The organism is Rhizobium sp. PP-F2F-G48, from assembly GCF_004342335.1.
Classification (GTDB): Bacteria; Pseudomonadota; Alphaproteobacteria; order Rhizobiales; family Rhizobiaceae; genus Ferranicluibacter.
In genome coordinates, this window is the sequence record NZ_SLVH01000008.1 from 176,978 (window position 1) to 203,427 (window position 26,450).

Consider the following 26,450-nt stretch of genomic DNA (forward strand, 5'->3'; position numbering starts at 1 on the left):
GCCCGAAGGGTTCGTTATCTTACTTGCGCTTGATGACGGCTTCCGCCGCATCGGCGATCGCTTCCGGCGCCATGCCGAATTCGTTCAGCAGGAACTCGGCCGAGCCGGTGGGCGCGAAGATGCCGGGAACGCCGAGCCGCTTCATCGGCACCGGGGCGAGATCGACCACCACTTCGGCCACGGCCGAACCGAGGCCGCCGAAGGTGGAATGCTCCTCGGCCGTGACGATCGCGCCGGTTTCGCGCGCAGCGGCGACGATGGCGTCCTCGTCCATCGGGCGCACGGTCGCAAGGTTGAGAACGCGGGCGCTGATGCCGCGCGCCGCAAGGATCTCGGCAGCCTTGACCATGCGATGCGTCAGCGTGCCATTGGCGATCAGCGTCACATCGGTGCCGTCGCGCAGCAGATTGGCCTTGCCCACCTCGAAGACATGGCCTTCGGGCAGCAGATCGGGAACGCCGACGCGCGACAGGCGCAGGAAGCAGGGGCCCTGATAGTGCGCGGCCCATTCGACGGCGGCAGCGGTCTCGATATGGTCGCAGGGCGCGATGACGGGCAGATTGGGGAGAACGCGCGTCCAAGCGAAATCCTCGATCGAATGATGCGTCGGCCCGAGATCGCCATAGGCCATGCCGGAGGAGATGCCGACGAGCTTCACATTGGCATTGGAATAGGCGATGTCGGCCTTGATCTGCTCCAGCGCGCGACCGGTGAGGAAGGGGGCGGCGGCGCAGACATAGGGCAGGCGCCCGCCATTGGCGAGACCGGCGGCGACGCCGATCATGTTCTGCTCGGCGATGCCGACATTGATCAGCCGCTCGGGAAACTTCGCCTTGAAGCCGCCGAGCTTGGAGGAGCCGACGGAATCGTTGCAGACGACCACAATCGTCTCGTCTTCCGCCGCAAGGCGCTCCAGCGTCGCCGCAAAGGCGTCGCGGCAGTCATGGAGCTTCTGGGATGGGACGTGCGCGTTCATTAGAGGGCCTCCGACAGTTCTTTTACGGCGATCTCGTACTGTTCCTTGCTCGGAACCTTGTGGTGCCAGTCGACGGTATCCTGCATGAACGAGATGCCGTGGCCCTTGTTGGTGTGGGCGACGATGCAGTGCGGACGCGTGCCGCGATGCTCGAGCGCGGCCACGACCTCGCCCATCGCATTGCCGTTGATCTCGGTGACCTCCCAGCCGAAGGCTTCCACCTTCGGACGCAGCGGCGCAAGGCCGTTGGTATCGGCGATCGAGGCGCCCTGCTGGAAGCGGTTATGGTCGATGAGCAGCGTCAGATTGTCGAGGCCGAAATGGGCGGCGGCCATGATGGCCTCCCAGTTGGAGCCTTCCTGCATCTCGCCATCGCCGGTGACGACATAGGTGTGATAGGATGCGCCCGAAAGCTTGGCGGCCTTCGCCATGCCGACCGCGACCGGCAGGCCGTGGCCGAGCGGGCCGGTATTGGTCTCGACGCCCGGCACCTTGTTGCAGTTGGGATGGCCGTTCAGCCGGGAATAGGGCTTGAGGAAGGTCGAAACCTCCTCCTCGGGGATGAAGCCGCGCTTGGCGAGCGTCACATAGAGCGCGCAGGCCGTATGCCCCTTGGACAGGACGAACCGGTCGCGATCCGGATGCTTCGGCTGGTCCGGCCAGATCTTCAGGACACGGAAATACAGCGCGGTCAGCGTGTCGATCACCGACATTTCGCCGCCGATATGGCCGGCGCCGGCTTCGAACACGGCCTGCAGGTCCCGCAGCCGGATTTGGCGCGCGACGCGCTCTAGCTCTTCAATCTCCATCATTCCCTCGCGTGAATAAATATGCATGTGGTGATATTCTTGCACAGTTGCCCGAATAGTCAACCCCTGTTGGCACTCTGCCGGCGTGCCTCCTATGTTGCAGCGCAATGACAAATCCGGTTGACACCTTTCCTCTCCCTTGCTAGTGAATTTTCCAGCAGGAGTGAATATTTATTCTAGCTGGCTGCGGACTTCGGTCCGCGCCGCTTGCGAGGAGGATTAATGGTGGCGCTCGACATCAACGGACAGGCCAAGCCGTCCGGCACGTGGCGGAAGAAACTCAGCGGCGCGACGGGGCCTCTCGTCGGACTGCTCGCGCTCTGCATCTTCCTCGGCTTCAGCACCGATGCCTTCTTCTCGCTGCGCAACGGCCTCAACATTCTCGACCAGATCACCGTCATCGGCATCATGGCCGTCGGCATGACCTTCGTCATCCTGATCGGCGGCATCGATCTCTCGGTCGGCTCGGTTCTGGCCCTCTCCATGATGGTCATGGGCTGGACCGCCAACATCGCCGGCCTGCCTTTGAGCCTTGCCATCGCGGTGGCACTTCTCGCCTCCGCCGTCAGCGGCCTCATCGTCGGGCTTCTGGTGACCGTCTTCCGGGTTCCCGCCTTCATCGCCACGCTGGCGATGATGTCGGCCGCCCGCGGCGTCGCCAACATGATCACCGACGGCCAGCAGATCGTCGGCTTTCCCGACTGGTTCATGATGCTCGCGATCGACCGCCATTTCGGCGTTCTCACGGCCACCGTGTTCCTGATGCTCTTCGTGGTGCTGATCGCCTGGCTGTTCCTGCATTACCGCGCCGAAGGCCGCATGCTCTACGCCGTCGGCGGCAATCCGGAGGTCGCGCGTCTCGCCGGCATCAACGTCCAGTTCGTCACCATTGCGGTCTATGTCGTCAGCGCCGTACTGGCGGGCCTGGCCGGCATCGTGCTCGCTGCGCGCCTCGACTCGGTGCAGCCGTCGAGCGGCTTCGGCTATGAGCTCGACACGATCGCCGCGGTCGTCATCGGCGGCACCTCCCTTTCGGGCGGGGCAGGGGGTATCGGCGGCACGCTGATCGGCGTTCTCATCATCGGCGTGCTGCGCAACGGTCTCAACCTGCTCAACGTCTCGCCCTTCCTGCAGCAGGTCATCATCGGCGTCGTCATCGTGCTGGCGGTGGGTGCCGAGACCATGCGCCGACGTCGCGCCTAGAGGGCCGCGCCCGGCGCCTGTCCAGGCCAGGCGGCACGACACGGATCCAGCTTGGCCCACGGGGTTGGCCCACGGGGCTCTGGATGCCCACAGAATTCCCCTCCGAGAGGTTTGGAGCGGAGCATATGCCCCAGGGGGTGGAGGATATCCCCGGGTTCAATCACAACGGAGGAACGACCATGACTTTTGCACGCACCCTTCTGACATCGGCGGCCATTCTCGGCCTCACGCTCGGCTCCGCCCATGCGGCCGAAGTCAAGAAGATCGGCCTTGCCGTCGCCAACCTGCAGGCGAACTTCTTCAACCAGATCAAGCAGTCCGTCGAAGCCGAAGCCAAGAAGCGCGGCATCGAGGTCGTCACCGTCGACGCCAAGGGCGACGGCCCGACCCAGATCAACCAGATCCAGGACCTGCTGACGCAGAACATCGACGCGCTCATCTACATTCCCGCAGGCGCGGCCGCGGCCACCGTTCCGGTGAAGCTTGCCAAGGCGGCCGGCGTGCCGGTCATCAACGTCGATCGCAATGCCGACGGCGCACCGGGCGACACGTTCCTCGCCACCGACTCCGTCTCCTCGGCCAAGGCCGTCTGCGACCACATCCTGAAGGAAGCCGGCGGCAAGGGCGACATGGTCATCATCCACGGCCAGAAGGGCACGACGCCGGAAGTCGACCGCTCCAAGGGCTGCGCCGAAGCGCTGAAGGCCTATCCGGACGTCAAGATCGTCGCCGAGCAGTTTTCCAACATGTGGGCCCAGGACGAGGGCTTCCAGATCATGCAGAACATGCTGCAGGCCAACCCGAACGTCTCGATCGTCTTTGCCCAGGCCGATGGCCTCGCGCTCGGCGCGGCCCAGGCGATCAAGGTCGCCAACCCGTCGCAGAAGGTCGTGGTCGGCGGCTTCGACGGTGACACGGCGGCTCTCGAAGCGCTCGGCAAGGGCGTCTTCAACGTGACGGCGACGCAGCAGACCCAGAAGATGGGCCGCGAAGCCGTCGAGAACGCGGTGAAGATCGTGGCCGGCGAAAAGGTGCCGCCGGTGCAGCTGCTCGACGCGACGCTGACCACCAAGGACAATGTTGCCGAGTTTATCGCCAACCATCCCTGATCGAACAGCGACGCGAGGAGGACGTTTGCCATGACCCAGCCGGTTCTGACGCTCAGAGGTATCTCGAAACACTACGGACCGCTCCAGGTGCTCAAATCCGTGAGCCTGGACGTGCATCCGGGGGAAGTCGTGGCGCTTCTCGGCGAGAACGGGGCCGGTAAGTCGACGCTGTCGGGCATCATCGCCGGATCGCGGGCACCGTCCGAGGGAACGATGACGTGGCTGGGGCAGCCTTATGCCCCGGCCACGCCACGCGAGGCGATCGACAAGGGCGTCGTCCTCATCCATCAGGAGCTGAAACTCCTGCCGCAGCTGTCCATCGCCGAGAACGTCTTCATCGGACGCTGGCCGACCCGCAACGGCGTGGTCGACCGGGCCGAGATGGAGCGCCGGGCGCAGGAACAGCTGTCGCGCCTCAACCTGCATATCCCGGCCTCCCGCAAGGTGGCCGGGCTTTCCACCGCCAACCAGCAGCTGATCGAGATCGCCAAGGCGCTGGCGCTGGACGCGAAACTCCTGATCCTCGACGAGCCGACGGCGGCACTCGGGGGTGCGGAGACCGAAGCCCTGTTCGAGCAGGTTCGCAAGCTGCGCGCCGAGGGCGTCGGCATCATCTACATTTCCCACCGCATGGAAGAGATCAAGAAGATCACCGACCGCATCGTCGTGCTGCGCGACGGCGAGCGGGTGCAGGAATTCGCCGACAGCGCGACGCCGGTGCGCACCGTGGTCGAAAGCATGGTCGGCCGGTCGCTCGACCGCCTGTTCCCGCCGGTGCCGGTGCCGACCGAGCGCCCCGTGCTGCAGGTGTCGAACCTGACCTCGGCCATGAACGCCTTCCGCGATGTCAGCTTCGAGGTGCATGCCGGCGAAATCCTCGGCATTGCCGGCCTCGTCGGCGCCGGCCGGACCGAGCTCGTGCGGGCGATCGCCGGTGCGGACCCGGTCAAGGCCGGCACGATCCGGCTGAATGGCGACGTGCTCAAACTGCGCGACCCCGCCGATGCGATCGCCAAGGGCATCGTGCTGGTGCCGGAGGACCGCAAGGACCAGGGCCTCGTCGTCGCCCACAAGATCAGCGAAAACCTGATCTACGCCAATCTCGACAAGCTCGGCTCCCGCTGGATCACGGCCGGGCTGAAGAAGGCCTTTGCCGAGAAGGCGATCGCGACCTTCAACGTCAAGGGACGGGCCGAGCAGCATGCCTCGGACCTGTCGGGCGGCAACCAGCAGAAGATCGTCATCGCCAAATGGCTGATGCGCGATCCGAAGGTGGTGGTGCTGGACGAGCCGACGCGCGGCATCGACGTCGGCGCGCGCGCCGGCATCTACGATATCATCGTCAACCTGGCCCGGCAGGGCGTCGCGGTCATCGTGGTCAGCTCCGACCTCGAGGAGGTGCTCGGCGTCTCCAACCGCATTCTCGTGCTGGCCCAGGGCAACCAGGCCGGCATTCTCAACCGCGAGCAGGCCAATGACGTCTCCGTCATGGAACTCGCAACGATCTGAAGAACCAGAGAAAGGAAGAGCGGTGTCCGACATCACTCTGAACGCCCCCAAGCTGTTCGACCTCACGGGCCACGTCGCCCTCGTCACCGGTGCGGGCAGCGGCATCGGCCAGCGCATCGCCATCGGCCTTGCCCAGTGCGGCGCCGATGTCGCCCTGCTCGACCGGCGCACCGATGACGGCCTGGCCATGACCGCGCATCACATCAAGGCGGCCGGCCGCCGCGCGATCGAGATCGCCGCCGACGTGACCAGCAAGGGCTCGCTCGCCGACGCCGTCGCGCGCACGGAAGCCGACCTCGGCAACCTCTCGCTCGCCGTCAACGCGGCCGGCATCGCCAATGCCAACCCGGCCGAGGAGATGGAGGAAGACCAGTACCAGACCCTGATGGACATCAACCTCAAGGGTGTCTTCCTCTCCTCGCAGGCCGAAGCGCGCGCGATGCTGAAGCATGGCCGCGGCGCGATCGTCAACATCGCCTCGATGTCCGGCGTCATCGTCAATCGCGGCCTGAGCCAGGCGCATTACAACGCCTCCAAGGCCGGCGTGATCCACCTGTCGAAGTCGATGGCGATGGAATGGGTCGATCGCGGCATCCGCGTCAACACGATCTCGCCCGGCTATACCGCGACGCCGATGAACACCCGGCCCGAAATGGTGCACCAGACCAAGCTGTTCGAAGAGCAGACGCCGATGCAGCGCATGGCCAAGGTCGATGAAATGGTCGGCCCGGCCATCTTCCTCCTGTCGGATGCGGCAAGCTTCGTCACCGGCGTCGACCTGCTCGTCGATGGCGGCTTCTGCTGCTGGTAGAGACCGGCCGGTAAAACAGCGGTTTCGGCACCTCCCTGACGAAACCGCGGGCGGATCGTGCGTCAAGCGACGTTGCCGTGCGATCCGCTTCTTCATGCCGGGCCCCGCCCAAGACAGGCGTGGAGGGGGGAGGAGACGCGCGCCAGGGCCAATCCGGGCGCGCCTGCAGATGGAGGAGATATCCCATGAAGCGTTTCGACAACAAGACGGTCGTCATCACCGGCGCAAGCCGCGGCATCGGCGCGGCGATGGCCGCCCGCTTTGCCCGCGAGGGCGCCAATCTCGTCGTCTCGGCCAATGAGGACCGGGTGCACGGCGTGGCCGAAAAGATCGTCGCGGACGGCGGCAAGGCGATCGCCTTCGTCGGCGACGTCACCAGCAAGGCGAGCGTCGTCGCGCTCTACGATGCGGCGGAGGCCGCGTTCGGATCGGTCGACGTGTCCATCCAGAATGCCGGCGTCATCACCATCGCCCGTGTCGAGGACCTGTCGGAGGGCGACTGGGACAAGGTGATGGCGGTGAACACCAAAGGCGTGTTTCTCTGCGCGCAGGAAGCCATCGCCCGCATCCGCAAACATGGCCGCGGCGGTCGCATCATCAACACGGCCTCCGGCCAGGCCCGCGACGGCTTCATCTATACCCCCCATTACGCCGCCTCCAAGATGGGTGTCGTCGGCATCACCCAGAGCCTTGCCAAGGAGGTCGCGACCGACGGCATCACCGTCAACGCCTTCTGCCCCGGCATCATCGAGACCGACATGTGGGCCTATAACGACGAGGCCTGGGGCAAGCTGCTCGGCACCTATGCGCCGGGCGAACTGATGAAGGAATGGGTCGAGGGCATTCCGATGAAACGCGCCGGCTCCGGCGAGGACGTCGCCGGCCTCGTCACCTTCCTCGCCAGCGACGACGCCGCCTATATCACCGGGCAGACGATCAATGTCGACGGCGGCCTGATCATGTCCTGACAGCGGCTCGCGCCTGCATCGTTTGAGTACGTTAAAAACCTAGCCGATCGGCTAGGTTTTTTCTTGCGTGCCGTCCGTTCCTCATGATAGTTAGTGATATGGCTAAGCATGAACCCGACCTTTCGCACCTGTTCCATGCGCTGGCGGATCCGACGCGACGGGCGATCCTGACCCGGCTGGCGGAGGGGCCGGCGCGGGTGACGGATCTCGCCGACCCCACCGGACTGCGCCTGCCGACCGTGATGAAGCACCTCGCGGTGCTGGAGGCGGCGGGCCTGATCGCCTCGGCCAAGGACGGCCGGGTCCGCACCTGCGCCCTTCGTCCGGGCGCCCTGGAGCCGGGCCGGCAATGGATCGAGGATAGGCGCGCGGCCTGGGAGGCCCGACTGGATCGGCTGGAAGCGCTTGTGATGCGCGGGATGGAGGAGCGTGAGACATGACGGACACACCGGAAACGACGGCCACAGGCGGCGGCGCCAGCCGCTTTGCGACACTGACGTTCGAGCGGATCATCGGCGCGCCGCGCGCCGTGCTCTGGGAGGCCTGGACCGCTCCCGCCCTGCGCGCCGTCTGGGCTTCGCCGTCGCCCGCGGTCGAGGTGACGTTTCTTCAGGCCGAGACCGGGATCGGCGGGCGCGAAATATCGCTCTGCAAGGTGGAGGGCGAGCCGGATCGGCGCTGCGATTGCCTCTGGCTGGAGCTTGAACCGGGATCGCGCAGCGTCAACACCGAAGTCGTCTCGTCCGAGGGCGTGCCGCAGTCCTCGGCGCTGGTCACGGCGGATTTTGCCGATGCGAGCGACGGGCGCAGCAGGCTGGTGGTGACGGTGCAGCTCTCGGCGCGCGACGGGGCGATGGAGAACGGCTACCGGCAGGGCTTTTCCGCCGGGCTGGACAATCTCGTGTCTGCGGCCGAGCGGACCATGCTGCTGCGCCGGGAGATCCGGGCACCCCGGTCGGCGGTCTGGAACGCGTGGATGAACCCCGAGACCCTGCCGCTCTGGTGGGGCCCGGACGGCTTCTCCTGCCGCACCCGCAGAATCGACCTGCGCCCGGGCGGCGCATGGGTCTTCGACATGATCGGCCCGGACGGCACGGTCTACCCGAACCATCACCTCTATGGCGACATCGTTCCGCAGGAACGGCTCGGCTACACGCTTCTCTGGGGCGAAAACGGCCCGAAGCATGCCGACGCCTGGGCCGCCTTCGAGGAAAAGGACGGGGTGACGACCGTGACCCTGGGCATGGTCTTCAGCACGGCGGCGGAGTTTCAGGACGCGAAAGGCTTCGGCGCCGTGGAACTCGGCCAGCAGACGCTCGGCAAGCTCGAGCGCTTCGTGGCGGCTGCGCGCTGAAGTGCCTCTCCGGGGCACGGGCCGAAGGCTCGGGCCTGTCGCGCTGTGCCGCCGTGTTCAAGGTGCGGAGGTCAACTCGCCCTTCTCCAGGCACCACATGGCATCGACCCATGTCCGCTGGGCGGCGAGCGGGCCGGATACGTTCCGTTTCGCGCTGAAAAGCTTTCGGAGCGCCTTTGGCGGACGGCTCGCGATCGCGTTTTCGCCGACCCGGCACCGGTCTGGCCGCTGGAGACGTTCGAAACGCCGCCCGTGTATATGAGGCTGCACGGCGCGCCGAAGATCTATTCTTCGTCCTATGATGACGCAGAGATCGCGCGACTGCGCGACGCGCTTCCCGATAACGGCTGGTGCGTCTTCGACAACACGGCCTCCGGCGCCGCGATCGGGAACGCCCTGACGATGCGGCATCTGCCGGCCTGAGAGCATGTCCGGCCGAAGACGGATCGCTTCGGCGCCCAGGCGCAGAACGATCTTTTCCGATCGCGAACCCGCGTCAGGTTTTCGTTGACGTTCTTCCGCTAGGATGCGCGCTGCATGCAGGTGGAAACGATGACACTCTGGAACAATCTTCTCGGCAACCTGGCCGTCGTGGCGATCTGCACGTCGCTGTTGACGCTCGGAAATCCGTGGTTTGCGCGCCTGCACCGCCGGGCACAGCCGCTGGCGCTCGGCATCATCATGGCATGCGGCACCGCCTGCGTCATGCTGCTGCCGTTCCAGTTCCTCACCGGGGTCTATCTCGACCTGCGCTATACCTTCATCGGCATCAGCGCCTTTTTCGGCGGTCCGATCGCCGTCGTCCTGCCGCTCGTCACCGCACTGGCGATGCGGATCTCGGCCGGCGGCACCGGGGTCGCGACGGGCGTCGTCCACATTCTGCTGACCGCCGGCTCCTGCCTCATCCTCTGGCGTCTGACGAAAGCCGGAACGGTCACGGCCGGCAGGCTCGTCACCGTTGCCGGCGCGGTCGCCGCCAGCGGCACCGTCGGCTTCGTCTTCACGGTTGCGGTTTCGCGCTGGGGCGTCGTCTTTCCCGCGGTGGTCGCGCCCTTCGCGTCGGTCCTGTTCGTGTCCACGACCTTTTCCGGCCTCGCCATTCTCCAGGAGCGGCGGCGCGTTCTCATCACCAACGAAAACAGGATCTACCGGGCGATCATCGAGGCGCTTCCCGATTGTCTGAACGCCAAGGACCTCGACGGCCGCTTCATCGCCGCCAATCCCGCGACCGCCGCGCTGATGAAGGCGCCGTCGGTCTCGACGCTTCTCGGCAAGAGCGATGCGGACTTCTACCCGGCCGAGATCGCAGCGGAATTTCACGCCGTCGAGCAGGATCTGATCCGGCAGGGCAAGCCGCTGATGGTGGAGCAGAAATTCACCGGCCTCGACGGACGGGACGTCTGGCTGGCGACGCTGAAGGCGCCCATCCGCGACGAGCGGGGGATGATCACGGGCCTCGTGACGCACAACCGCGAAATCACCGAGCAGAAGCGCACCGAACTGGCGCTCGCCACCGCCCGGACGCGGCTGGCCGATGCGGTCTCCAGCATGGCCGATGGGCTGGCCATGTTCGATGGGCGCGGCACGCTCCTGTTCCGCAACGAGCAATATCTCGCGCTGTTCCCGCTGACGGCGGATGTCCGCGATGTGGGCACGTCGCTGAAGGACGTGCTGCGGCTCTCCATCGAACGGGGCGAGGACCAGGCAGCGTCCACCTGTCCGGAAGACACGGTGGAGCGCAGCTTTGCGACGTTCATGACGCCGGGAACCCGCCAGTTCCGCCTGGCCGACGGCCGCTGGATCGAGGCGCGCACCCGGCACGCCACGGATGGCGGAGCCATGATCGTCTTCACCGACGTCACCGCCGCCAAGGAGGCGGAGGTGGACCTGAAGGTGCTGAACACGCATCTCGCCGGGCTCGCCACCACGGACGCCCTGACCGGCCTCTCCAACCGCCGCGCCTTCGACCTGGCGCTCGACGAGATGACCCGGAAGGCAAAGGAGGCAGGCGAGGCAAACGCGGGTCTCGGCCTTCTGATGATCGATGTCGATCGCTTCAAGGCCTATAACGACACCTATGGACATCCCGCAGGCGATGCCTGCCTGAAGGCGATTGCCGCCTGTCTGGCCGAGGCGGCGAGCGTTCACCCGGATGCCGTCGTCGCGCGCTATGGCGGCGAGGAGATCGCCGTCATCCTGCCCGGCGTCGGGGAGGAACAGGCGCTGCACATCGCGGAACGGCTCTGCGCGGCCGTGCGTGGCCGGATGATGCCGCATGCCGGCAGCGACAAGGGCATCGTCACCGTCAGCATCGGCGTCGCTTTGTCGAGCCCGCACGGCGGGCAGCGCCGGGACGATCTTCTGACCGAGGCCGACAGCGGCCTCTACAGCGCCAAGGCGCTCGGGCGCGACCAGGTGCAACGCGCCGCACCCCACGCCCCGCGCCGCAGGGCAAGGCGCTAGGCGGAGGCGTCTTGCGCAGTCGGAGCTTGCCCAAGCCTCCGGCAACCGGCCGTGACAGGCCCCATCCTGAAATCGACATGATTTGAGGATGGATGCGCAGGGACGACGCTCGACGGACATCCCGCTCGATCCAGCTCGATCCAGATTGGTTTTTCGACCTGATAACGCTATGTCGGGCAGCGCGGACCGACCATCGATCCCGAAACGCCGTCCACGATGAAAAGTCCTACCCCATGAAGACGCTGCCATGAACCTTGCAAAGCCGATCAGCGCCTATCTGCAGCGACGCGTGTCGTCGCTCGAGCCGCGCGCCTATGTCCTCGGCCTCAGCCCCTGGAAGGCGTTCATCCGGCATTGGCTTGCCGGCGAAACGGTCGTGCAGTGGAACAGGAACATGAGCCGGCTGAAGTTCCACACGCTGGTGGCGCCGGCCCTGCGGCTGCGCAAGGGCTCCAAGGTCTATGTCTGGGGATACAAGATACCGGCCTTCGTCGAGGACTTCTGCGAGAAGCACGGGATCGCGCTCATTCGCGTGGAGGACGGTTTTCTGCGCTCGATCGCGCTCGGCGCGACGAAGGCGCCGCCGATCTCCCTCTGCTTCGATCGGGGCGGCATGTATTTCGATGCGACCCAGCCGTCCGATCTCGAGCAGATTCTTCAGACCTATGATTTTTCGGCCGATCCGGCCCTTCTCGACCGGGCACGGCGCGGCATCGACAGCCTGGTCGCCTCGCGCCTGTCGAAGTACAATACGTCCAGGGACATCGACATCGCGTCCATCTATGGCCCGAAGACGCGCCGGCGCATTCTCGTCGTCGGGCAGGTCGAGGGCGATGCGTCGATCCTCAAAGGCTGCGATCGCAAGATCGACAACAACGATCTGGTGCGCGTCGCGGCGGCGGAAAATCCCGATGCCCAGATCATCTACAAGCCGCATCCGGAACTGCTGCACGGCACGCGGCCCTACCAGTCCGACCCGCGAGACGTGCGCCACCTCGCCATGATCCTCAAAGAGGACATCACACTGGCCGACGCCTTCGAGACTGTGGATCACGTCTATACGATCACCTCGCTCTCGGGCTTCGAGGCGCTGATCCGCGGCATTCCCGTCACCTGTCTCGGCATGCCGTTCTATGCCGGCTGGGGCGCGACCGACGACCGGCAGCTGTGCCCGCGCCGCACAGTGAGACGCAGCACGACCGAGATCTTCGCCGCCGCCTACATCCTCTATCCGCGCTATTTCGATCCCTCGCTCCGAACGGAGCTCGATTTCGAAGGCGCGCTCGCTTTGCTCGCCGGCATGAGGCAGCGCCAGGGCGAAGCGTCGGCACTGGCCGGAAAGGTCTCGCGGCGCTGACCGGCCCGCGTGCCTGACGCGCTCGCGCGTGACGTCTCAGGCGGCGGACGCGTTTTCGCGGAGCGCGGGGTCGAGATCGTCGTCGAAGATCCGGAACTGGCTGCGACCGCCGGCCTTGGCGGCGTAGAGGGCGGTGTCGGCTCTGCGGAAGAGGGTCTCCGGGCTGGTGCCGTCGGCAAAGGCGATGCCGACCGATGCCCCGACCGTCACGGCGACACCCGCAGACGAAACGGTCTGGCGCAGGTCCTGCACGATGATCTGGCCGAGGAGGGGGACGAAGCGCGGCTCCTTGCCACCCTCGACGATGACGGCGAATTCGTCGCCGCCGACCCGGGCGATCATGGATGCGTCGCCGAAAATGCGCGTCAGGCGGCCGGCGGCCTCCTTCAGGCAGTCGTCGCCGGCCGCATGGCCGAACGTGTCATTCAGCGTCTTGAAGCCGTCGAGATCGATGAGGAAGAGGCAGGCGCCCGATCCCGACAGCGCGTCGGCCGTCGTCAATCCGGCGAGCTTCTCCTGAAACGCTGCGCGGTTGGACAGGCCCGTCATCACATCATGTGCCGCGAGATAGCGGATCCGGTCCAGCGCCAGTTTTTCCTCGGTGATGTCCTGCTTGGTGCCGAAGATCCTGACCGGCTCTCCCGCCTCGGACTCGACCGTCGCCGTGATCCGGATCCAGCGGTGATCGCCCCTCGCGGTGACGATCTCCGCGTCGAACCCGAACCCGCCGCCGGTCGCGATGGCCTGGCTGCGCAGCGCTTCGAGCCGCGCGAGCGAGGCGGGGGGATAAAGGCCGACGATCTGCTCGCGCACCAGTTTCGAGCCGCGCGGCAGGTCGAAGATGTCGTAGACCACATCCGACCATTCCAGTTCGTTGCCCGGCAGGGCACAGACCCAGACGCCCGTGCGCGCAAGCGAGAGCGCCCGCGCAAAGGTTCCCCGCTGATGGTCGAGAACCGAGATGCGGTGTGACCGGACGGAGCCCTGGTCCCGCGCGCGGAGTTCGCAGTGCAGGCGTTCGATCTCGGCATGGCATTGCGCGATCGAGCCCGGCAGGTCCGGACCTTCTCCGGCGGATGACGCGAGCGAACTGCGATCAGCACCTCTCGTGTCGTCGTCAACTCCTGGGAACATCGCGCCTACGCCCTTGCATCATGCAGCTCCCGGGATGTTCGGCGATAGACCTTAAGACTTCGTCATGGGCGGTCCGTCGTGGCCGGATATCCCTAACAAGCCATGCGAACCGGGCGGCAAGCCCGGTCGGTGCGTCCGGGCCTTAAAGCGCGTCGCGACCGTTCCGATCTGTTCGCAGCACCTCAGGCGATCGCGAAGAGGAGGCCGGCCAGGGCGAAGCCGATGAGGCCGACCAGGGTCTGCATGACGGTCCAGGTCTTGAAGGTCGTCTTGACGTCCATGTTGAAGAACCTGCCGACGAGCCAGAAGCCGCTGTCGTTGACATGCGACAGCATGACGGAGCCGGAGGCGAGCGCGATGACGATGGCCGAAAGCTGCAGGCCCTGATAGCCCGCGGCCTGCACGGCCGGCTGGATGAGACCCGCCGCCGTGATGAGCGCGACCGTGGCCGAGCCCTGCGCGACGCGCAGCGCGGTCGCGACGAGAAAGCCCGCGACGAAGACCGGCAGGCCGATATCCGACAAAGCGTCCGACAGGGCCGCACCGATGCCGGAGGCGCGCAGCACGCCGCCGAACATGCCGCCGGCGCCGGTGATGAGGATGATGGAGCAGACGGGACCGAGCGCCGAATCCAGGATGCGCTCGACCTCGATCGGGGTCCGGCCGCGCATCGGGCCGAGCACGTAACTCGCCACGAGAACGGAGATGAGCAGGGCGACCGGCGTCGCGCCAAGCGTCCGCGCAAGCTGGAACCAGGCGGCATCCTTGCTCACCCAGCCTTGCGCGCGGGCGAAATCGAGCCCGGTGTTCATGAAGATCAGCAGCAGCGGCAGGAGGAGAAGGGCAACGACGAGGCCGGGGCTTGGCGGACGCGCGCTGTCCGTGGTCGCTCCAGCTGTCGTTACTCTGGCATCCTTCCCGTCCTTCGCGGAAAAGCTGTCGGGAACGGGCAGGATGATGCGCTTGCCGATCCAGGTGCCGAACATCTGTCCGGCGACGATCCAGGTGGGGATGGCAACCGCGAGACCGGCGAGGATGAGGAGACCGGCATCGGCGCCGAGAAGCTCGGCAGCTGCCACGGGGCCGGGATGCGGCGGCACGAAGACGTGCATGACGGAGAAGGCCGTGGCGACGGGAATGCCGTACAGCAGCAGGCTGCCGCCCAGCCGGCGCGCGACGGTGAAGACCACCGGCAGCATGACGACGAGGCCGGCATCGAAGAAGATCGGAAAGCCGAAGATGAGCGAGGTGATGCCGAGCGCCATCGGCGCCCGCTTCTCGCCGAAGCGTGCGACGAGATCGTCGGCCAGCGCCTGCGCCCCGCCGGAGATCTCCAGCATGCGCCCGAGCATGGCCCCGAGGCCGACCAGAAGCGCGACCCCGCCCAGCGTGGAGCCGAAACCGTTCGTCATCGTCGTCAGGATATTGGCGGCGGGAATGCCCGCGGCGACGGCGGTGAGAAGGCTGACGAGAATGAGCGCGACGAAGGCATGCACGCGAAACTGGATGATCAGCAGCAACAGCAGCAGGACGGCGCCGACGGCGATCGAGATCAGCGCTCCGGCGCCCAGTGTTTGTTCAAATTCCGGCAATGGTCCACCCCTTGGCGTGCCCGACGACAGAACCGGGACGCATATCCTTGAAGGGTTTTTATAGGGCTCGAAATTGCAGCGGAAAGATGTAAGGCCCCCGGCCTATCCACCGGCGGATCGCTTTCGCCGCAAATATGGGGTCGGTTCAGGCTCAGGGCGAAATGACACTCTCACGAGCGAAGTCCGCAATTGGGCCCGAAGGAGACATTCCGGGACAGATAGCTGCCAGGCGGCTACGCGCCTCCATTCCTGTCATCGGCATGCTAGTATTCTATTCCCGAAAGTGGTCATTCGCTGCGCACCGCGTTGTTGTCCGTAAAGGGCGGGAAGCGGAACTTCGCTACAACAGCAAACGATCCCAGACCCGAGGCACAAAGCTGACTTTCTTGACAGGAACAGCCATCCAAACGTCGATCAACCTGATTGAGTGTGCCCTTCAGCATGCGCGCATCTATCGCTCAATATTAAGTGTGAGGTAAAGTATTTTTTGCACTTTGCCGTCCTCATCTACTATCGATCTGGTGACCTCTTCCCATCGAGACTTACAGCCTTCTGACTGGATATATCTCTCAAAGTACCCAATAAGACAGTTTTGGCTGGCCAAATCAGGGTCGGAATAATTTACATTCCAATAATCATCCCCAGACAAAATTGTGAACTGATTCAAATAGAGAATTTCGTTACTAAAATTTCTTTTATAGAGCGAGGGTCCCACCCAAGCATGCTCTTCAATTTTTTTTCGATTTTCAATATAGCCGCCACGCATATCAAATAGAACCGGTCGTTTACCAACGAAGTGCATTAAATCAAAGTTCTTTACCAGATGAATTTCACCATCCAACATGAACTGATTCTCTTTCCAAATCGGATATGCATCAAATCCCCACCCAACAACATGCTGTATGGTGTTTTGGATGTCTCTTAGGTGAATATCCATTTCAGCCAGCAACCCAACTTGTTCGGGCAACCAAGCCTCTGCCGACTCGGGCGAAACTGCGCGAATCCAGTTGTCGGCACGGGTACCACGTGCCGCACCAGACGGCGGCACGCTCACTGCTCCGATGATGTTGCTGTTTCCCCCATCATCGAGAGAAATAAGCCCCGAGATACCCACCATTCCGTGAGAGTAGTAGTCTCCTTGACGGTAACCCACGTCCAATGCTGCCAAACCGACCTGCACATCGTTGTCATATATGTTTCGGATTCGTGTTAGATCGCGTTCTAGATCAATGTGCTCGCTAATCTTTTCTCCGTATTCGCGAGCATTCAGTGCAGAAATCCATTCAAGCACAATCGCACTATCATCTGACTGATCTGGCATACTTGGAAGCAATAATTCCGGACTGCCTTCTTTGAGGTAGTACACCGGGACATCGACAAGGGCCGCTGTGGCGCTCAAGAAATCTGGAAACTGCACAGTAAGACGACCTTTGGATCGCTTTTTAAACAGCAGAACTTCACCTGACTGGTTGATTGATACATCGTTAAGCTCGACAGCAACGCGGGTGGAAAGATCGGTGCTTACATTGGGAGGCAGCGATGACGAAAGAAGCGGGCGCAATGTCATACCATTCTGAAACTCCAATGTCCTAAAACTAGTGATGTCCGACGAGAACCTCCGTGATGATACTGTTACAGATTTGGCAATCATGAAGATGGAAAAAAAACCAATTCCAAATCTACCTGAAGATTGAAAGTTTGAGGAAAGCAACCCAGGCCATTCAGATTGCACTAGTTGTGATTTCCAGAAACTTGAACCGAAGTCTAGCAGATGTCCAGTCAATGTAGACTCGGACATACCCACGCCGTTATCTTTAACTACCAAGACCCAATTATTTTTTACTTCTTCAAGCGAGACTTTAATCGCTCCATTCTTGAATGTTGGCTCAATGGCCTGACGCGCAAAGATTGCATCTCTCGCGTTCTGAATAAGCTCTCTTAGAACAACGCCAAATTCTGTCTGTTCGTCATATAGTTGAGCCCCCCCCAGCTGGGTTACAACGGACTCAACGTTTCCAATTCTTACTTTCGCCTCCGTTGGGTGCCAACCCTTCGTTTTGACGACTGCGGTCAAACTCTCGGTGTCTTGGGCTCCGTAGACAGAATTGTGTTTAAATACGGGAGCGTTTGGGCGATCATATTCAGCTAGGGCGTTATTACACTGGCGGATTTCTTTCGATAGAACATCAACGGCTTCTTTCGCCACCCACCAAGCAGATGCCTCTGAGGGATTGAACGGCCTGGTAGAATTGATCGAGAGTGTTTGCCCTGAGCGATCTGCCTGATATTCGCACAACCTGCTCAGGTAGTTCTGCGCAAGCCAGTGATCTTGAGAGACGCGGTTGCGAGCTAGAACTGACAGTAGAAAATCTGGAGCTCTCCTACCATCGATATGACCGGCATCAGCACAACGCAGTATACACGCCAGTTTTAGAGGATGAACGACCCAAGATGACGGAAGTTCGCCGGTCGGATTTACCTGTTCATTGAAATGGTTGGTCACATCGTCAATGTCCCAATGATGAGATCCAGCGATTGCTCCGATCATCTCTCCATAGTGATTCCTTAAATGTGAATCATCAATTAGGTACTCGCCGTTGCGTTCGTCCCTACGCCATTCTCTCACCGCCAAATCTTGACATTCAGATGCGTGTAGATAACGTACAGTTGCGAAATCCGCGTTGTTTCGCGCAGCTTCATCATTCCCGCGTCGATTGGATTTGTGATAAAAACTATAGTTATCTTTCCAGACAGTGGTCTCGCGAAGTTTATCAGCACCACCCTCATACGCTGTGAAACTAAGTGCGGTGTCGTGCAACAAAATGGCAGCACCGAGAATGAAGCCCTCGAGTGGATTGAATGGGTAGTTTGGTCCACAGATCGTACTCCCCACCTCCCACAACGCATCCAGATGGGAAACCTCATGTGCAGTTAGGTCAGGAAAATCTGTGCGTACCATTGACGAAAGCTGATCGGCTTTCGATCTCATGCGGGTTAGAGAAGATACAAGCCGCTGAATGTCGTCTTTGTAATCCGACTGATCAACGAATGCACTGCTCCACAGGCTGGAGTTTTTGACTGATGGTGGAAACATCTCTTTCGCTCCCTTGGCTATGGCAAGAGGTAACAGCGGATCGAAGACTAGGCAAATGCCTGCTTGTAAATGTTTCCAGCGCCTTCCCGACATTCGAAAGTGGTCGCGTTTAGACGGTTCTATTGCTTCGCCTAGGATCAGTTGTTTGGCGCCTACACTCCCGAGAAAATCTGGCAGGTTTTCAAAGGGCTAAGAGTCTGCTTTGGCGGTGAATAAATGTCTGCTTTCTGGAAGCTGCGCTGCAGCGAGCCCGTTACCAACAGATAGCCGCTTCGGGCAGGGAGTGACATTGCTCAGGTTGAAGCCGAATGTCTGCTTCACCAGCTTCGTCACCACAAGCAGCCTGACAGGTTGCGGCCCCTTTTCAGCCTCTAACCTCAATGCAGCTCATGTCTCCTTTTGGCGCAAAGCGGACGTCCCAACTGGACGAAAGACTGTTTGAGACAGTCTTCAGCCCCTACACATCAAAGTTTTCCGGCCCTAAAATTCACGAGGGTTCAATTGCGACAACAAGCGGTGAGCTTAAAGTGGCATTCCGCCCCGTACCGGAACCGACCCCAATATCGTCTCAGATATCGAACAGGACGTAGCTGTCCTCAATATCCGCGGTGTTGGGGGAGGGGGCGTCCGGCGCGCCTTCGTGGCCGAGCAGCAGAGCCAGTTCCGCCTCGTCTTCGCCGAATTGCTGCACGATGCGTTCGGCTTCTCCGGGGCTGACGGAATAGGTCTCGATGATCGCGTCCACGGCTGCGGGGTGGCTGTTCTGCGTGCTGTCCATGACATTCTCCTTTGTGAGAACAACGGATGGGTGCCCGATGCGTTCCATGTTCGGCGGCCCATGTGCGGCGTCCCCTGCCGGCGGCGCATGTCGGCGGACGCGTCGGGGTCGGGTCGTCGGAGGTCGTCCTTGAAAAAATCCGCAGATTTGCACGGATACCCTCTTGATACGGTTTTGGGGCATGCCCATCTCGCCTTCAACCCGCTGGTCCGGGCCCCTCTGGCGAGAGCTCCGGCGCTCTTGCGATGTCGGACCCTTTTCCCGACACCGCGCCGGCAGAGGTTTCTCCGATGGATTTTGCGTTTCTCTTTTTCGACTGGCTGGGCAAGCCGGTCTGGATGTGGGCCGGCTTTCTCGGCATCGTCATCGCCCTTCTCACCTTCGATCTCGGCGTCCTGCACAAGGAGAACAGGGAGATCGAGGTGAGCGAAAGCCTGCGGCTCTCCGCGCTCTACATCTCGCTCGGCCTCGCCTTCGGCGGCTGGGTCTGGTGGTATCTCGGCGCCGACTCCGGTCTGGCCTATATGACCGGTTTCGTGGTCGAGAAGACGCTGGCCCTCGACAACGTCTTCGTCATCGCTCTGATCTTCTCCTTCTTCGCCGTACCCCGGCTCTATCAGCACCGCGTGCTGTTCTGGGGCATTCTCGGCGTCATCGTGCTGCGCGCCATCATGATCGGCGTCGGCGCGACGCTGGTGGCCGAGTTCTCCTGGCTGCTCTATGTCTTCGCCGCCTTCCTCGTCTTCACCGGCGTGAAGATGCTGGTGATGAAGGACGCCGAGCCGGATATTGCCAGAAACCCGCTCGTGCGCTGGATGCGCCGCCGCTTCAACGTCACCGAGACGCACCAGGGCGAGCGCTTCTTCGTGCGCCAGCCCCATCCGGTGACAGGCAGGACGGTCCTGTTCGTGACGCCGCTGTTCCTGTCGCTGGTGCTGATCGAAGTCGCCGACGTCATCTTCGCGGTCGACTCGGTTCCCGCCATCTTCGCCATCACCACCGATCCGTTCATCGTCTACACCTCCAACATCTTCGCGATCCTCGGCCTGCGCGCCCTCTACTTCGCCTTGGCCGCGATGATCCACCGCTTCAAATATCTGAAGCCGGCGCTGGCCGTGGTGCTCATCTTCATCGGCTCCAAGGTGTTCCTTGCCGATCTCCTGGGTCTTGAAAAATTCCCCGCCGCCCTCTCGCTCGGCATCACCTTCGCCATCATCGCGAGCGGCGTCGTCTGGAGCCTCGCAAAGACGCGCGATGCGAAGGCCGGGTAATCGAAGATCGGGTAATCGAAGATCGGCCGGGCCCGCCGGATCGGGCATTCCCACCCGGCGGGCCGTCCACATCTCGGGCGCGCGCTTACTCTCAGGTCTTTTCCGGGGAGGGGCCAAGCGCGAGCGTGCGTTTCAGGCTTTCGTTCTCGGCCTGAAGCGCCGCGATGCGGTCGTTCAGCCGCTGGACCGTTTCGGCCACGTCGGCCGCATCGATCTTCTGGGGGATATGCTGCGGGCAGTTCACATCCCAGGCCTCGACCTCGAACAGGATGGCCTGTTCCGGCCGGGCCGGATAGCCTTCCGGCATCAACCGGTCGATCAGCGCGGGATCATCGGCGACGACGTGGGCGCGGCCCCAGAGCTTGATCCGGCGGCGATGGGCGTAGTCCATCAGGAACAGGAACGCCTTGTCGTTTTCCGCCAGGTTTCCGGTCGAGACATATTGCCGGTTGCCGGCATAATCGGCAAAGCCGAGCGTCTTGCCGTCGATCACCCTGATGAATCCTCTCGGGCCGCCGCGATGCTGGGCATAGGGCTGTCCCGCGGCATTGGCGGTCGCCAGATAGGCCGTATCGACCCCGTCGAGGAAGGTCGCGAGATCCCGCGTGATCGTCGTGCGGAAACCGCCATCCTCTTCCATCCTGGCATAGGCAGACCGCGAGCCGCGCGCGGCCTGAAGAGCCTTCACCGTCGGCGTGAAGGCGATATCGCTCGAGGCCGTCATCGGTTTCATCCTTTCGTATCAAGCCGGAGGCCCCTCGGCGTCCGGTGCACCCTGTCTAGACCATTGCGGAAAGCGGCAGTATCTGCGACGTTGACAAGTCTTCCTTCCGTTTTATGGAATGCACTTTCATGGACCGCTTCGAAGCCATGCGCACCTTGCTGGCCGCCATCGACGGGGGCAGCCTGTCGGCGGCCTCGCGCAGCCTCGGCGTGCCCCTGCCGACCGTCAGCCGCCGCGTCTCCGACCTCGAAGCGCATCTGCGGGCGCAGCTGGTCGTGCGCACCAGCCGCAAACTGCTGCTGACGGAGGCGGGAGAGGCCTATGTCGCCGCCTGCCGGCGCGTGCTCGACGAGCTGGACGCGGCGGAGCGTGCGGCGACCGGTGAATATCGCACGCCGCGCGGCGACATGCTGATCACGGCGCCGATCCTGTTCGGGCGCATGCATGTCGAGCCGGTCGTGCTCGATTTCCTGAAAGCCTATCCGGAGATCAATGTGCGGCTGGCGCTGTCGGATCATGTGCTCGATCTCGTCGAGACCCATGTCGATCTCGCGGTGCGGATCGGCCCGCTGCCGGACAGCCGCCTCAAGGCGACGCGGCTCGGCGCGGTGCGCTGGGTCACCTGTGCGAGCCCCGCTTATCTCGCCGCGCGCGGCGCACCTCAAAGCCTCGAGGCGCTCGCCGGGCATGACTGCATCGCCTTCGACCGGCTGTCCGCCGGCGCCGTCTGGCTGTTTCGCGGCGACAGGAAGGGGGGCAAGGCCGGGCAGAGCGAGACCATCGCCGTGCCCATCCGGCCGCGCTTTGCGGTCGATACCGCCGATGGCGCGATCGATGCGGCGCTGGCCGGTGCCGGCATCGCCCGCATCCTCTCCTATCAGGCGGCGACCGCGCTTGCCGACGGCCGGCTGGTCGTGGTGCTAGAGGGCGCTCAGCCGGAGCCGCTGCCGGTGCATCTCGTGCATCTGGGGCAGGCGATCATGCCGCTGAAGATGCGCGCCTTTGCGGAATTCGCGACGCCGCGGCTACGGGCCTGCCTGGCACACCCGCCGGGGGCATGACGCTCGCCTACCAGCGGAGCCAGAAGCGCCCCATCAGCCCGCCGAGCATCGTGCAGAGCACGATGCCGAGCGTGTACCAGAGGGCGACGAAGGGGAGGCCGTTTTCGATGCAGCCCCAGCTGTAGATCCAGGCGCCGAGCGCACCGGCGGCAAGGCCGGCAACGGTGCCGGCAAGGGTGGGGGAGGTGGGCGCGCTCCGGCGCAGGAACCAGAAGGTCGCCGCCAGCAGCGGCGCGCCGGTCGCAAGGATGATCAGCGGGCAATAGAGTGCGGATATGCCCATCACCAGCCGGTGGCTCTCGTCCGGGGAGGTCGCCTGCCGCATCTGCAGGACGGCGAGCGCGACCAGCAGCGCATAGACGATCGCGACCTTCAGCGCGCCGCCGAGCGGCCGCCCGCCGGGCCGCGCGACGGTGAGCAGGGCACCGAGGCCGATGAGGCCGAGCAGCAGCGGATAGGCGGACTTGACCCAGAAGGCGGGCACGAAGACGGCCGCGCCAAGATCCGGCCGCAGCCCGTGGCCGAACAGAATGAGACAAGCCGAGAGCGCCAGTCCGGGCACCAAAGCGCGGGCGAGAAGGCCTGCGAGCGCGTGCCTGTGCACCGGCCGGAGATCGCGCACGAGGTCCTCGATCAGTTCATTCGTCTTTGTCATGATCGCCTCTCAATCGTGCCGCCAGTGCCTTGATCCCTCTGTGAATGCCGACCTTGACCATGCTTTCGGACCGTCCCGCATGCAGCGCGGCCTCGGTGATCGACCGGCCGTCGAGCCGCACCTGCCGGATCGCCTCCGCCTGCCAGGCGGGAAGACCGGCAAGCAGCCGCTGAATGTCCATCTGCGCGGACACCGCATCCTCGCGGTAGCCGTCCGGCATCTCGTCCACCGCCTCGAGCCCCACATGGCCGCGACCGCCCGTCCTGCGGTGATGATCCACCAGCTTGTGGCGGGCGATGGTGAAGAACCAGGCCGTGAACGGCCGGTCGCGATCATAGGTGATCCGGCGCTGGTGCAGCGCCAGCAGCGTCTCCTGCACCAGATCGTCCACCTCGCTCCTGTCCGACCGTCCGAGGCGCCGTCCGTAATAGCGCTCCAGCAGGTGTCGCAGCACGTCGAGCAGGCAGCGATAGGCCGCCTCGTCCCCGTCGAGGGACAAGAGCATCAGCACCTTCAACTCGGACTCGGTCACATCTGGCATGTCTCTGAAGGGCTCATACGGGGAAACGTCGAAACGGTTACAGCGCTTTTCGAAAAAAGCGAGCGAATTTCCAGCGCGATCACGTCCGCGTGATGGCTGTAACCGGATCGGGCTTCCGTCCGAATGAGCTTTCCGTGAGCATCGACGCAGTCCGCGTCCTGCACCTCAAGAGGAGATCCATCATGACCCATCGCATCATCGCCGTCACCGCCGCCGCCGTTCTCGGCCTCGCTCTCTCGTTCGGCGCGGCGCAGGCCGAAACCGCCACCGACGCCATGAAGAAGCCGGACGCGATGAAGACGGACAGCATGAAGACCGATGCCATGAAGCCCGCCGCCATGAAAAACGATGCCATGAAGCCGGATGCCATGAAGGGCACCAAGGCCGACTGCGCCCACAAGGCGGGCATGGAAAAGGACAGCATGAAGAAGGCCGACATGATGAAGGGCTGCGACGCCATGTAGGCATCGCCGCCGCAGTGATCCTCGTCGTTCCCCGCTTCGTACACGATATCACGAGCCGGGGAACGACGGTTCCGGCCCGCCTTCACATCCGCAAGGCAGGCCCGGAGATCGTCCCGATTTCGCCGACCTCGGAGGGAACGTCATGTTCGGCTCATCTTCCACCCCATCCGGCCAGCGGACGCTGATCCGCCGTCACAGCCTGACCGTGCGCCTGTCGCACTGGCTGAACGTGCTCGCCATGACGGTGCTGCTCTTCAGCGGATTGCAGATCTTCAATGCGCATCCCTCGCTCTATTGGGGCCAGTACGGTGCCGACGACGATCCGGCCGTGCTCTCCCTGCAGGCCGTCGACGATGACGGCGCGCTGAAGGGCGTGACGCGCATCGGCAGCCTCTCGCTCGACACCACGGGCGTGCTCGGCGTGTCCACTGTCGATGGCGAGCCGACCGTGCGCGGCTTTCCGGCCTGGATCACGCTCCCGAGCTATCAGGATCTCGCCACCGGCCGGCGCTGGCACTTCTTCTTTGCCTGGGCCTTCGTTCTCAACGGTCTGGTCTATCTCGCCTACGGCCTGGTCTCGCGTCATTTCCGGCGCGACCTCCTGCCGACCAGAGCCGAGCTGGCGCCCTCCCATCTCGGGCACGAGATCGCCGATCATGCCCGGCTGCGGTTTCCCAAGGGCGAAAAGGCGCGGCATTACAATGCGCTTCAGAAGCTCACCTATCTCGCCGTCATCTTCCTGATGCTTCCCGGCATGATCCTGACCGGCCTGACCATGTCGCCGGGCTTCAACGCCTTTGCGCCCTGGCTGCTCGATCTTTTCGGCGGCCGGCAGTCGGCCCGCACGCTGCATTTCCTCTTCGCCACTTCGCTCGTCGCCTTCGTGCTCGTCCATATCGCGATGGTGCTCGCCTCCGGCGTCGTCAACAACATGCGCTCGATGATCACCGGTCGTTACGCGATCCGCACGGATCCATCGCCGGCATCCGCGTCAACGGCATCGGAGATCGCGCCATGACCAGCCTTTTGACCCGCCGCCGGTTCCTGATCGGCTCGACGCTCACCGCCTCGGCCCTCGGCCTGACCGGCTGCGACGGGCTGGCGGAGGATGGCAACGTCCAGTCCGTCATCCGCATGGCCGAGCGCCTGACCATGGGAACGCAGCGCTTTCTCATCGGCGATACGGCACTCGCCCGCGAGTTTCGCGCCGAAGATCTCTCGCCGACCTTCCGCGCCAATGGCAGCACCATGCCGGACGGTGCCGAGTACCAGGCGCTGCTCGCCGGCGGATTTGCACAATGGCAGCTGAAGATCGGCGGGCTGGTCGAGCATCCGGCAAGCCTGTCGCTTGCCGCCCTGAAGGCGATGCCGGCGCGCACGCAGATCACGCGGCACGATTGCGTCGAGGGCTGGAGCGCCATCGGCCAGTGGACCGGCGTGCCGCTCGGCGCGGTGCTGAAGGCCGCGGGCCTGAAGAAGGAGGCGCGCTACATCGTGTTCCATTGTGCCGACGAATACGAAAAGACGCTCGACGGCAGCGGCTGGTATTACGAGAGCATCGACCTCGTCGATGCCTTCCACCCCCAGACCATCCTTGCCTATGCCATGAACGGCCGCGATCTCGAGGTGCCGCACGGCGCGCCGCTGCGGCTGAGGGTCGAGCGGCAGCTCGGCTACAAGCAGGCGAAATATCTCATGCGCATCGAGGCCGTCGCCGATCTGAAGACGTTCTATGGCGGCAATGGCGGCTTCTGGGAGGATCGCGGCTACGAATGGTATGCCGGGATCTGACGGGCCCTCGATGAATTTGTTTTCGTTCGTTTTTTCGGGAGATGGATTGTCATTTCTCCCGGAGAGACGCCCAGCGGAACCGGTGGATAACCCCCCGCATGCGCCGGACCTGACGACAGGGGATGAATAAGGAATGACACATGACCTACGTCTCGAACATCAGCACCGCAGCGCTCGCCGGTATTGCCCTGGCGGCCCTGCTCGGCACGACCGTCCAGGCGGCCGACCAGATCCGCGTGCGCGGCACCGTGGAAAGCCTTGAGGGAAACACGCTGTCGGTCAAGACCCGCGAGGGGACCGCCGCGACGATCCTGCTGAAGGACGGCTGGAAGGTTTCCAGCGTCGCCAAGGCCTCGATCGACGACATCAAGACCGGCGATTTCGTCGGCATCGCCTCGCTGCCGACGGCGGAGGGCGGCGACGGCGCGCTCGAAGTGCTGATCTTCCCCGCGGCCATGAAGGGCACGGGCGAGGGGAGCTATGCCTGGGATCTGAAGCCCAACAGCTCCATGACCAACGCCACCGTCGCCAATGCCGTCAAGGCGGTGGACGGCCAGACGGTGACCGTGACCTACAAGGGCAAGGAAAAGAAGATCTCGATTCCCGCGGGCACGCCGGTCGTCACCTTCGCGCCGGCCGTCGAGGCGGACCTGAAGAGCGGTGCGACCGTGTTCGTCCCGTCCGAGAAAGCCGCCGACGGCACGATCTCCAGCAGCCGCGTCGTGGTCGGCACCAATGGCGTCCAGCCGCCGATGTAAGGCGAAAGCGACGTCAAGCGGCCGCCCG

General features: G+C 63.6%; 25 protein-coding genes. 16 read left to right on the forward strand and 9 right to left on the reverse strand.

The features are described from left to right. Positions 1-19: 19 nt before the first annotated feature. Both C8J36_RS18145 and C8J36_RS18150 read right to left on the reverse strand, forming a co-directional pair. The gene (locus C8J36_RS18145) at positions 20-976 is read right to left on the reverse strand and encodes a transketolase family protein (protein ID WP_062597164.1); all 957 of its coding nucleotides are present in this window, start codon (positions 974-976) and stop codon (positions 20-22) included. After that, on the reverse strand, positions 976-1,785 hold the full coding sequence (locus C8J36_RS18150; protein ID WP_062597163.1) for a transketolase: 810 nt from the start codon (positions 1,783-1,785) through the stop codon (positions 976-978). Before C8J36_RS18150 ends, C8J36_RS18145 begins: the two co-directional genes overlap by 1 nt. A 222-nt stretch (positions 1,786-2,007) precedes the next feature. Between C8J36_RS18150 and C8J36_RS18155 the strand changes: the two genes are divergently transcribed. The 10 genes from C8J36_RS18155 (at position 2,008) to C8J36_RS18200 (ending at position 12,559) form a co-directional block, all read left to right on the forward strand. Further along, positions 2,008-2,988 carry an ABC transporter permease gene (locus C8J36_RS18155; protein ID WP_132536792.1) on the forward strand — a complete coding sequence of 327 codons (981 nt, stop codon included), beginning with the start codon at positions 2,008-2,010 and terminating at the stop codon, positions 2,986-2,988. A gap of 179 nt (positions 2,989-3,167) precedes the next feature. Continuing rightward, entirely contained in the window at positions 3,168-4,097 is a 930-nt protein-coding gene (locus C8J36_RS18160; RefSeq protein ID WP_062597161.1) for a sugar ABC transporter substrate-binding protein, read from the forward strand. Positions 4,098-4,127: 30 nt separating this feature from the next. Beyond that, the gene (locus C8J36_RS18165) at positions 4,128-5,606 is read left to right on the forward strand and encodes a sugar ABC transporter ATP-binding protein (RefSeq protein ID WP_062597160.1); all 1,479 of its coding nucleotides are present in this window, start codon (positions 4,128-4,130) and stop codon (positions 5,604-5,606) included. 22 nt (positions 5,607-5,628) lie between these two features. After that, a complete protein-coding gene (locus C8J36_RS18170) occupies positions 5,629-6,417 on the forward strand; it encodes an SDR family oxidoreductase (protein ID WP_132536793.1) in 789 nt (262 codons plus the stop codon). Between the two features lie 185 nt (positions 6,418-6,602). Further along, complete coding sequence (locus C8J36_RS18175; RefSeq protein WP_132536794.1) at positions 6,603-7,385, forward strand: SDR family oxidoreductase; 783 nt, start codon at positions 6,603-6,605, stop codon at positions 7,383-7,385. Positions 7,386-7,483: 98 nt separating this feature from the next. After that, positions 7,484-7,825: a metalloregulator ArsR/SmtB family transcription factor gene (locus tag C8J36_RS18180; protein WP_062597157.1), complete on the forward strand. Its 342-nt coding sequence runs from the start codon at positions 7,484-7,486 to the stop codon at positions 7,823-7,825. Continuing rightward, complete coding sequence (locus tag C8J36_RS18185) at positions 7,822-8,739, forward strand: SRPBCC family protein (RefSeq protein WP_132536795.1); 918 nt, start codon at positions 7,822-7,824, stop codon at positions 8,737-8,739. Before C8J36_RS18180 ends, C8J36_RS18185 begins: the two co-directional genes overlap by 4 nt. Positions 8,740-8,991: 252 nt before the next feature. Beyond that, complete coding sequence (locus C8J36_RS25410; protein WP_348631358.1) at positions 8,992-9,162, forward strand: hypothetical protein; 171 nt, start codon at positions 8,992-8,994, stop codon at positions 9,160-9,162. 129 nt (positions 9,163-9,291) lie between these two features. Next, positions 9,292-11,202 (forward strand): diguanylate cyclase, encoded by a 1,911-nt coding sequence (locus C8J36_RS18195; protein WP_165915103.1) that lies wholly within the window; start codon positions 9,292-9,294, stop codon positions 11,200-11,202. Positions 11,203-11,449: 247 nt separating this feature from the next. Further along, positions 11,450-12,559 (forward strand): capsular polysaccharide biosynthesis protein, encoded by a 1,110-nt coding sequence (locus tag C8J36_RS18200; RefSeq protein ID WP_132536797.1) that lies wholly within the window; start codon positions 11,450-11,452, stop codon positions 12,557-12,559. A 36-nt stretch (positions 12,560-12,595) separates the two neighbouring features. On the opposite strand, the gene C8J36_RS18205 is transcribed toward C8J36_RS18200, so the two are convergent. From C8J36_RS18205 to C8J36_RS18220, 4 genes are all read right to left on the reverse strand, one after another. Beyond that, complete coding sequence (locus C8J36_RS18205; protein WP_132536798.1) at positions 12,596-13,693, reverse strand: diguanylate cyclase; 1,098 nt, start codon at positions 13,691-13,693, stop codon at positions 12,596-12,598. Between the two features lie 182 nt (positions 13,694-13,875). Then, positions 13,876-15,285 (reverse strand): gluconate:H+ symporter, encoded by a 1,410-nt coding sequence (locus C8J36_RS18210; protein WP_132536799.1) that lies wholly within the window; start codon positions 15,283-15,285, stop codon positions 13,876-13,878. Between the two features lie 451 nt (positions 15,286-15,736). Next, complete coding sequence (locus tag C8J36_RS18215; RefSeq protein WP_132536800.1) at positions 15,737-18,472, reverse strand: ATP-binding protein; 2,736 nt, start codon at positions 18,470-18,472, stop codon at positions 15,737-15,739. 475 nt (positions 18,473-18,947) lie between these two features. Then, positions 18,948-19,157 (reverse strand): hypothetical protein, encoded by a 210-nt coding sequence (locus C8J36_RS18220; protein WP_132536801.1) that lies wholly within the window; start codon positions 19,155-19,157, stop codon positions 18,948-18,950. Between the two features lie 290 nt (positions 19,158-19,447). Between C8J36_RS18220 and C8J36_RS18225 the strand changes: the two genes are divergently transcribed. Then, complete coding sequence (locus C8J36_RS18225) at positions 19,448-20,428, forward strand: TerC family protein (RefSeq protein ID WP_132536802.1); 981 nt, start codon at positions 19,448-19,450, stop codon at positions 20,426-20,428. Positions 20,429-20,519: 91 nt separating this feature from the next. Here the strand turns inward: C8J36_RS18225 and C8J36_RS18230 are convergent, their stop codons facing one another. Then, a complete protein-coding gene (locus C8J36_RS18230; protein WP_132536803.1) occupies positions 20,520-21,152 on the reverse strand; it encodes a pyridoxamine 5'-phosphate oxidase family protein in 633 nt (210 codons plus the stop codon). A gap of 128 nt (positions 21,153-21,280) precedes the next feature. Here C8J36_RS18230 and C8J36_RS18235 point away from each other — a divergent pair, with 128 nt between their 5' ends. Further along, positions 21,281-22,213 (forward strand): LysR family transcriptional regulator, encoded by a 933-nt coding sequence (locus C8J36_RS18235; protein WP_132536804.1) that lies wholly within the window; start codon positions 21,281-21,283, stop codon positions 22,211-22,213. A 7-nt stretch (positions 22,214-22,220) separates the two neighbouring features. Here the strand turns inward: C8J36_RS18235 and C8J36_RS18240 are convergent, their stop codons facing one another. Next, positions 22,221-22,868 carry a DUF1109 domain-containing protein gene (locus C8J36_RS18240; protein ID WP_132536805.1) on the reverse strand — a complete coding sequence of 216 codons (648 nt, stop codon included), beginning with the start codon at positions 22,866-22,868 and terminating at the stop codon, positions 22,221-22,223. Next, positions 22,852-23,409, reverse strand: a complete 558-nt coding sequence (locus C8J36_RS18245) for a sigma-70 family RNA polymerase sigma factor (RefSeq protein ID WP_132536806.1) — start codon at positions 23,407-23,409, stop codon at positions 22,852-22,854. Before C8J36_RS18245 ends, C8J36_RS18240 begins: the two co-directional genes overlap by 17 nt. 182 nt (positions 23,410-23,591) lie before the next feature. On the opposite strand from C8J36_RS18245, the gene C8J36_RS18250 reads away from it, so the two are divergent. The 4 genes from C8J36_RS18250 to C8J36_RS18265 all read left to right on the forward strand — a co-directional run bounded on the left by C8J36_RS18250 (position 23,592) and on the right by C8J36_RS18265 (position 26,422). Next, positions 23,592-23,873 carry a pentapeptide MXKDX repeat protein gene (locus tag C8J36_RS18250; protein WP_132536807.1) on the forward strand — a complete coding sequence of 94 codons (282 nt, stop codon included), beginning with the start codon at positions 23,592-23,594 and terminating at the stop codon, positions 23,871-23,873. 142 nt (positions 23,874-24,015) lie between these two features. Then, on the forward strand, positions 24,016-24,891 hold the full coding sequence (locus C8J36_RS18255; RefSeq protein ID WP_132536808.1) for a cytochrome b/b6 domain-containing protein: 876 nt from the start codon (positions 24,016-24,018) through the stop codon (positions 24,889-24,891). After that, positions 24,888-25,664 carry a molybdopterin-binding protein gene (locus C8J36_RS18260; RefSeq protein ID WP_062597146.1) on the forward strand — a complete coding sequence of 259 codons (777 nt, stop codon included), beginning with the start codon at positions 24,888-24,890 and terminating at the stop codon, positions 25,662-25,664. Before C8J36_RS18255 ends, C8J36_RS18260 begins: the two co-directional genes overlap by 4 nt. 140 nt (positions 25,665-25,804) lie before the next feature. Then, positions 25,805-26,422 (forward strand): hypothetical protein, encoded by a 618-nt coding sequence (locus C8J36_RS18265; RefSeq protein ID WP_132536809.1) that lies wholly within the window; start codon positions 25,805-25,807, stop codon positions 26,420-26,422. Positions 26,423-26,450 lie beyond the last annotated feature (28 nt).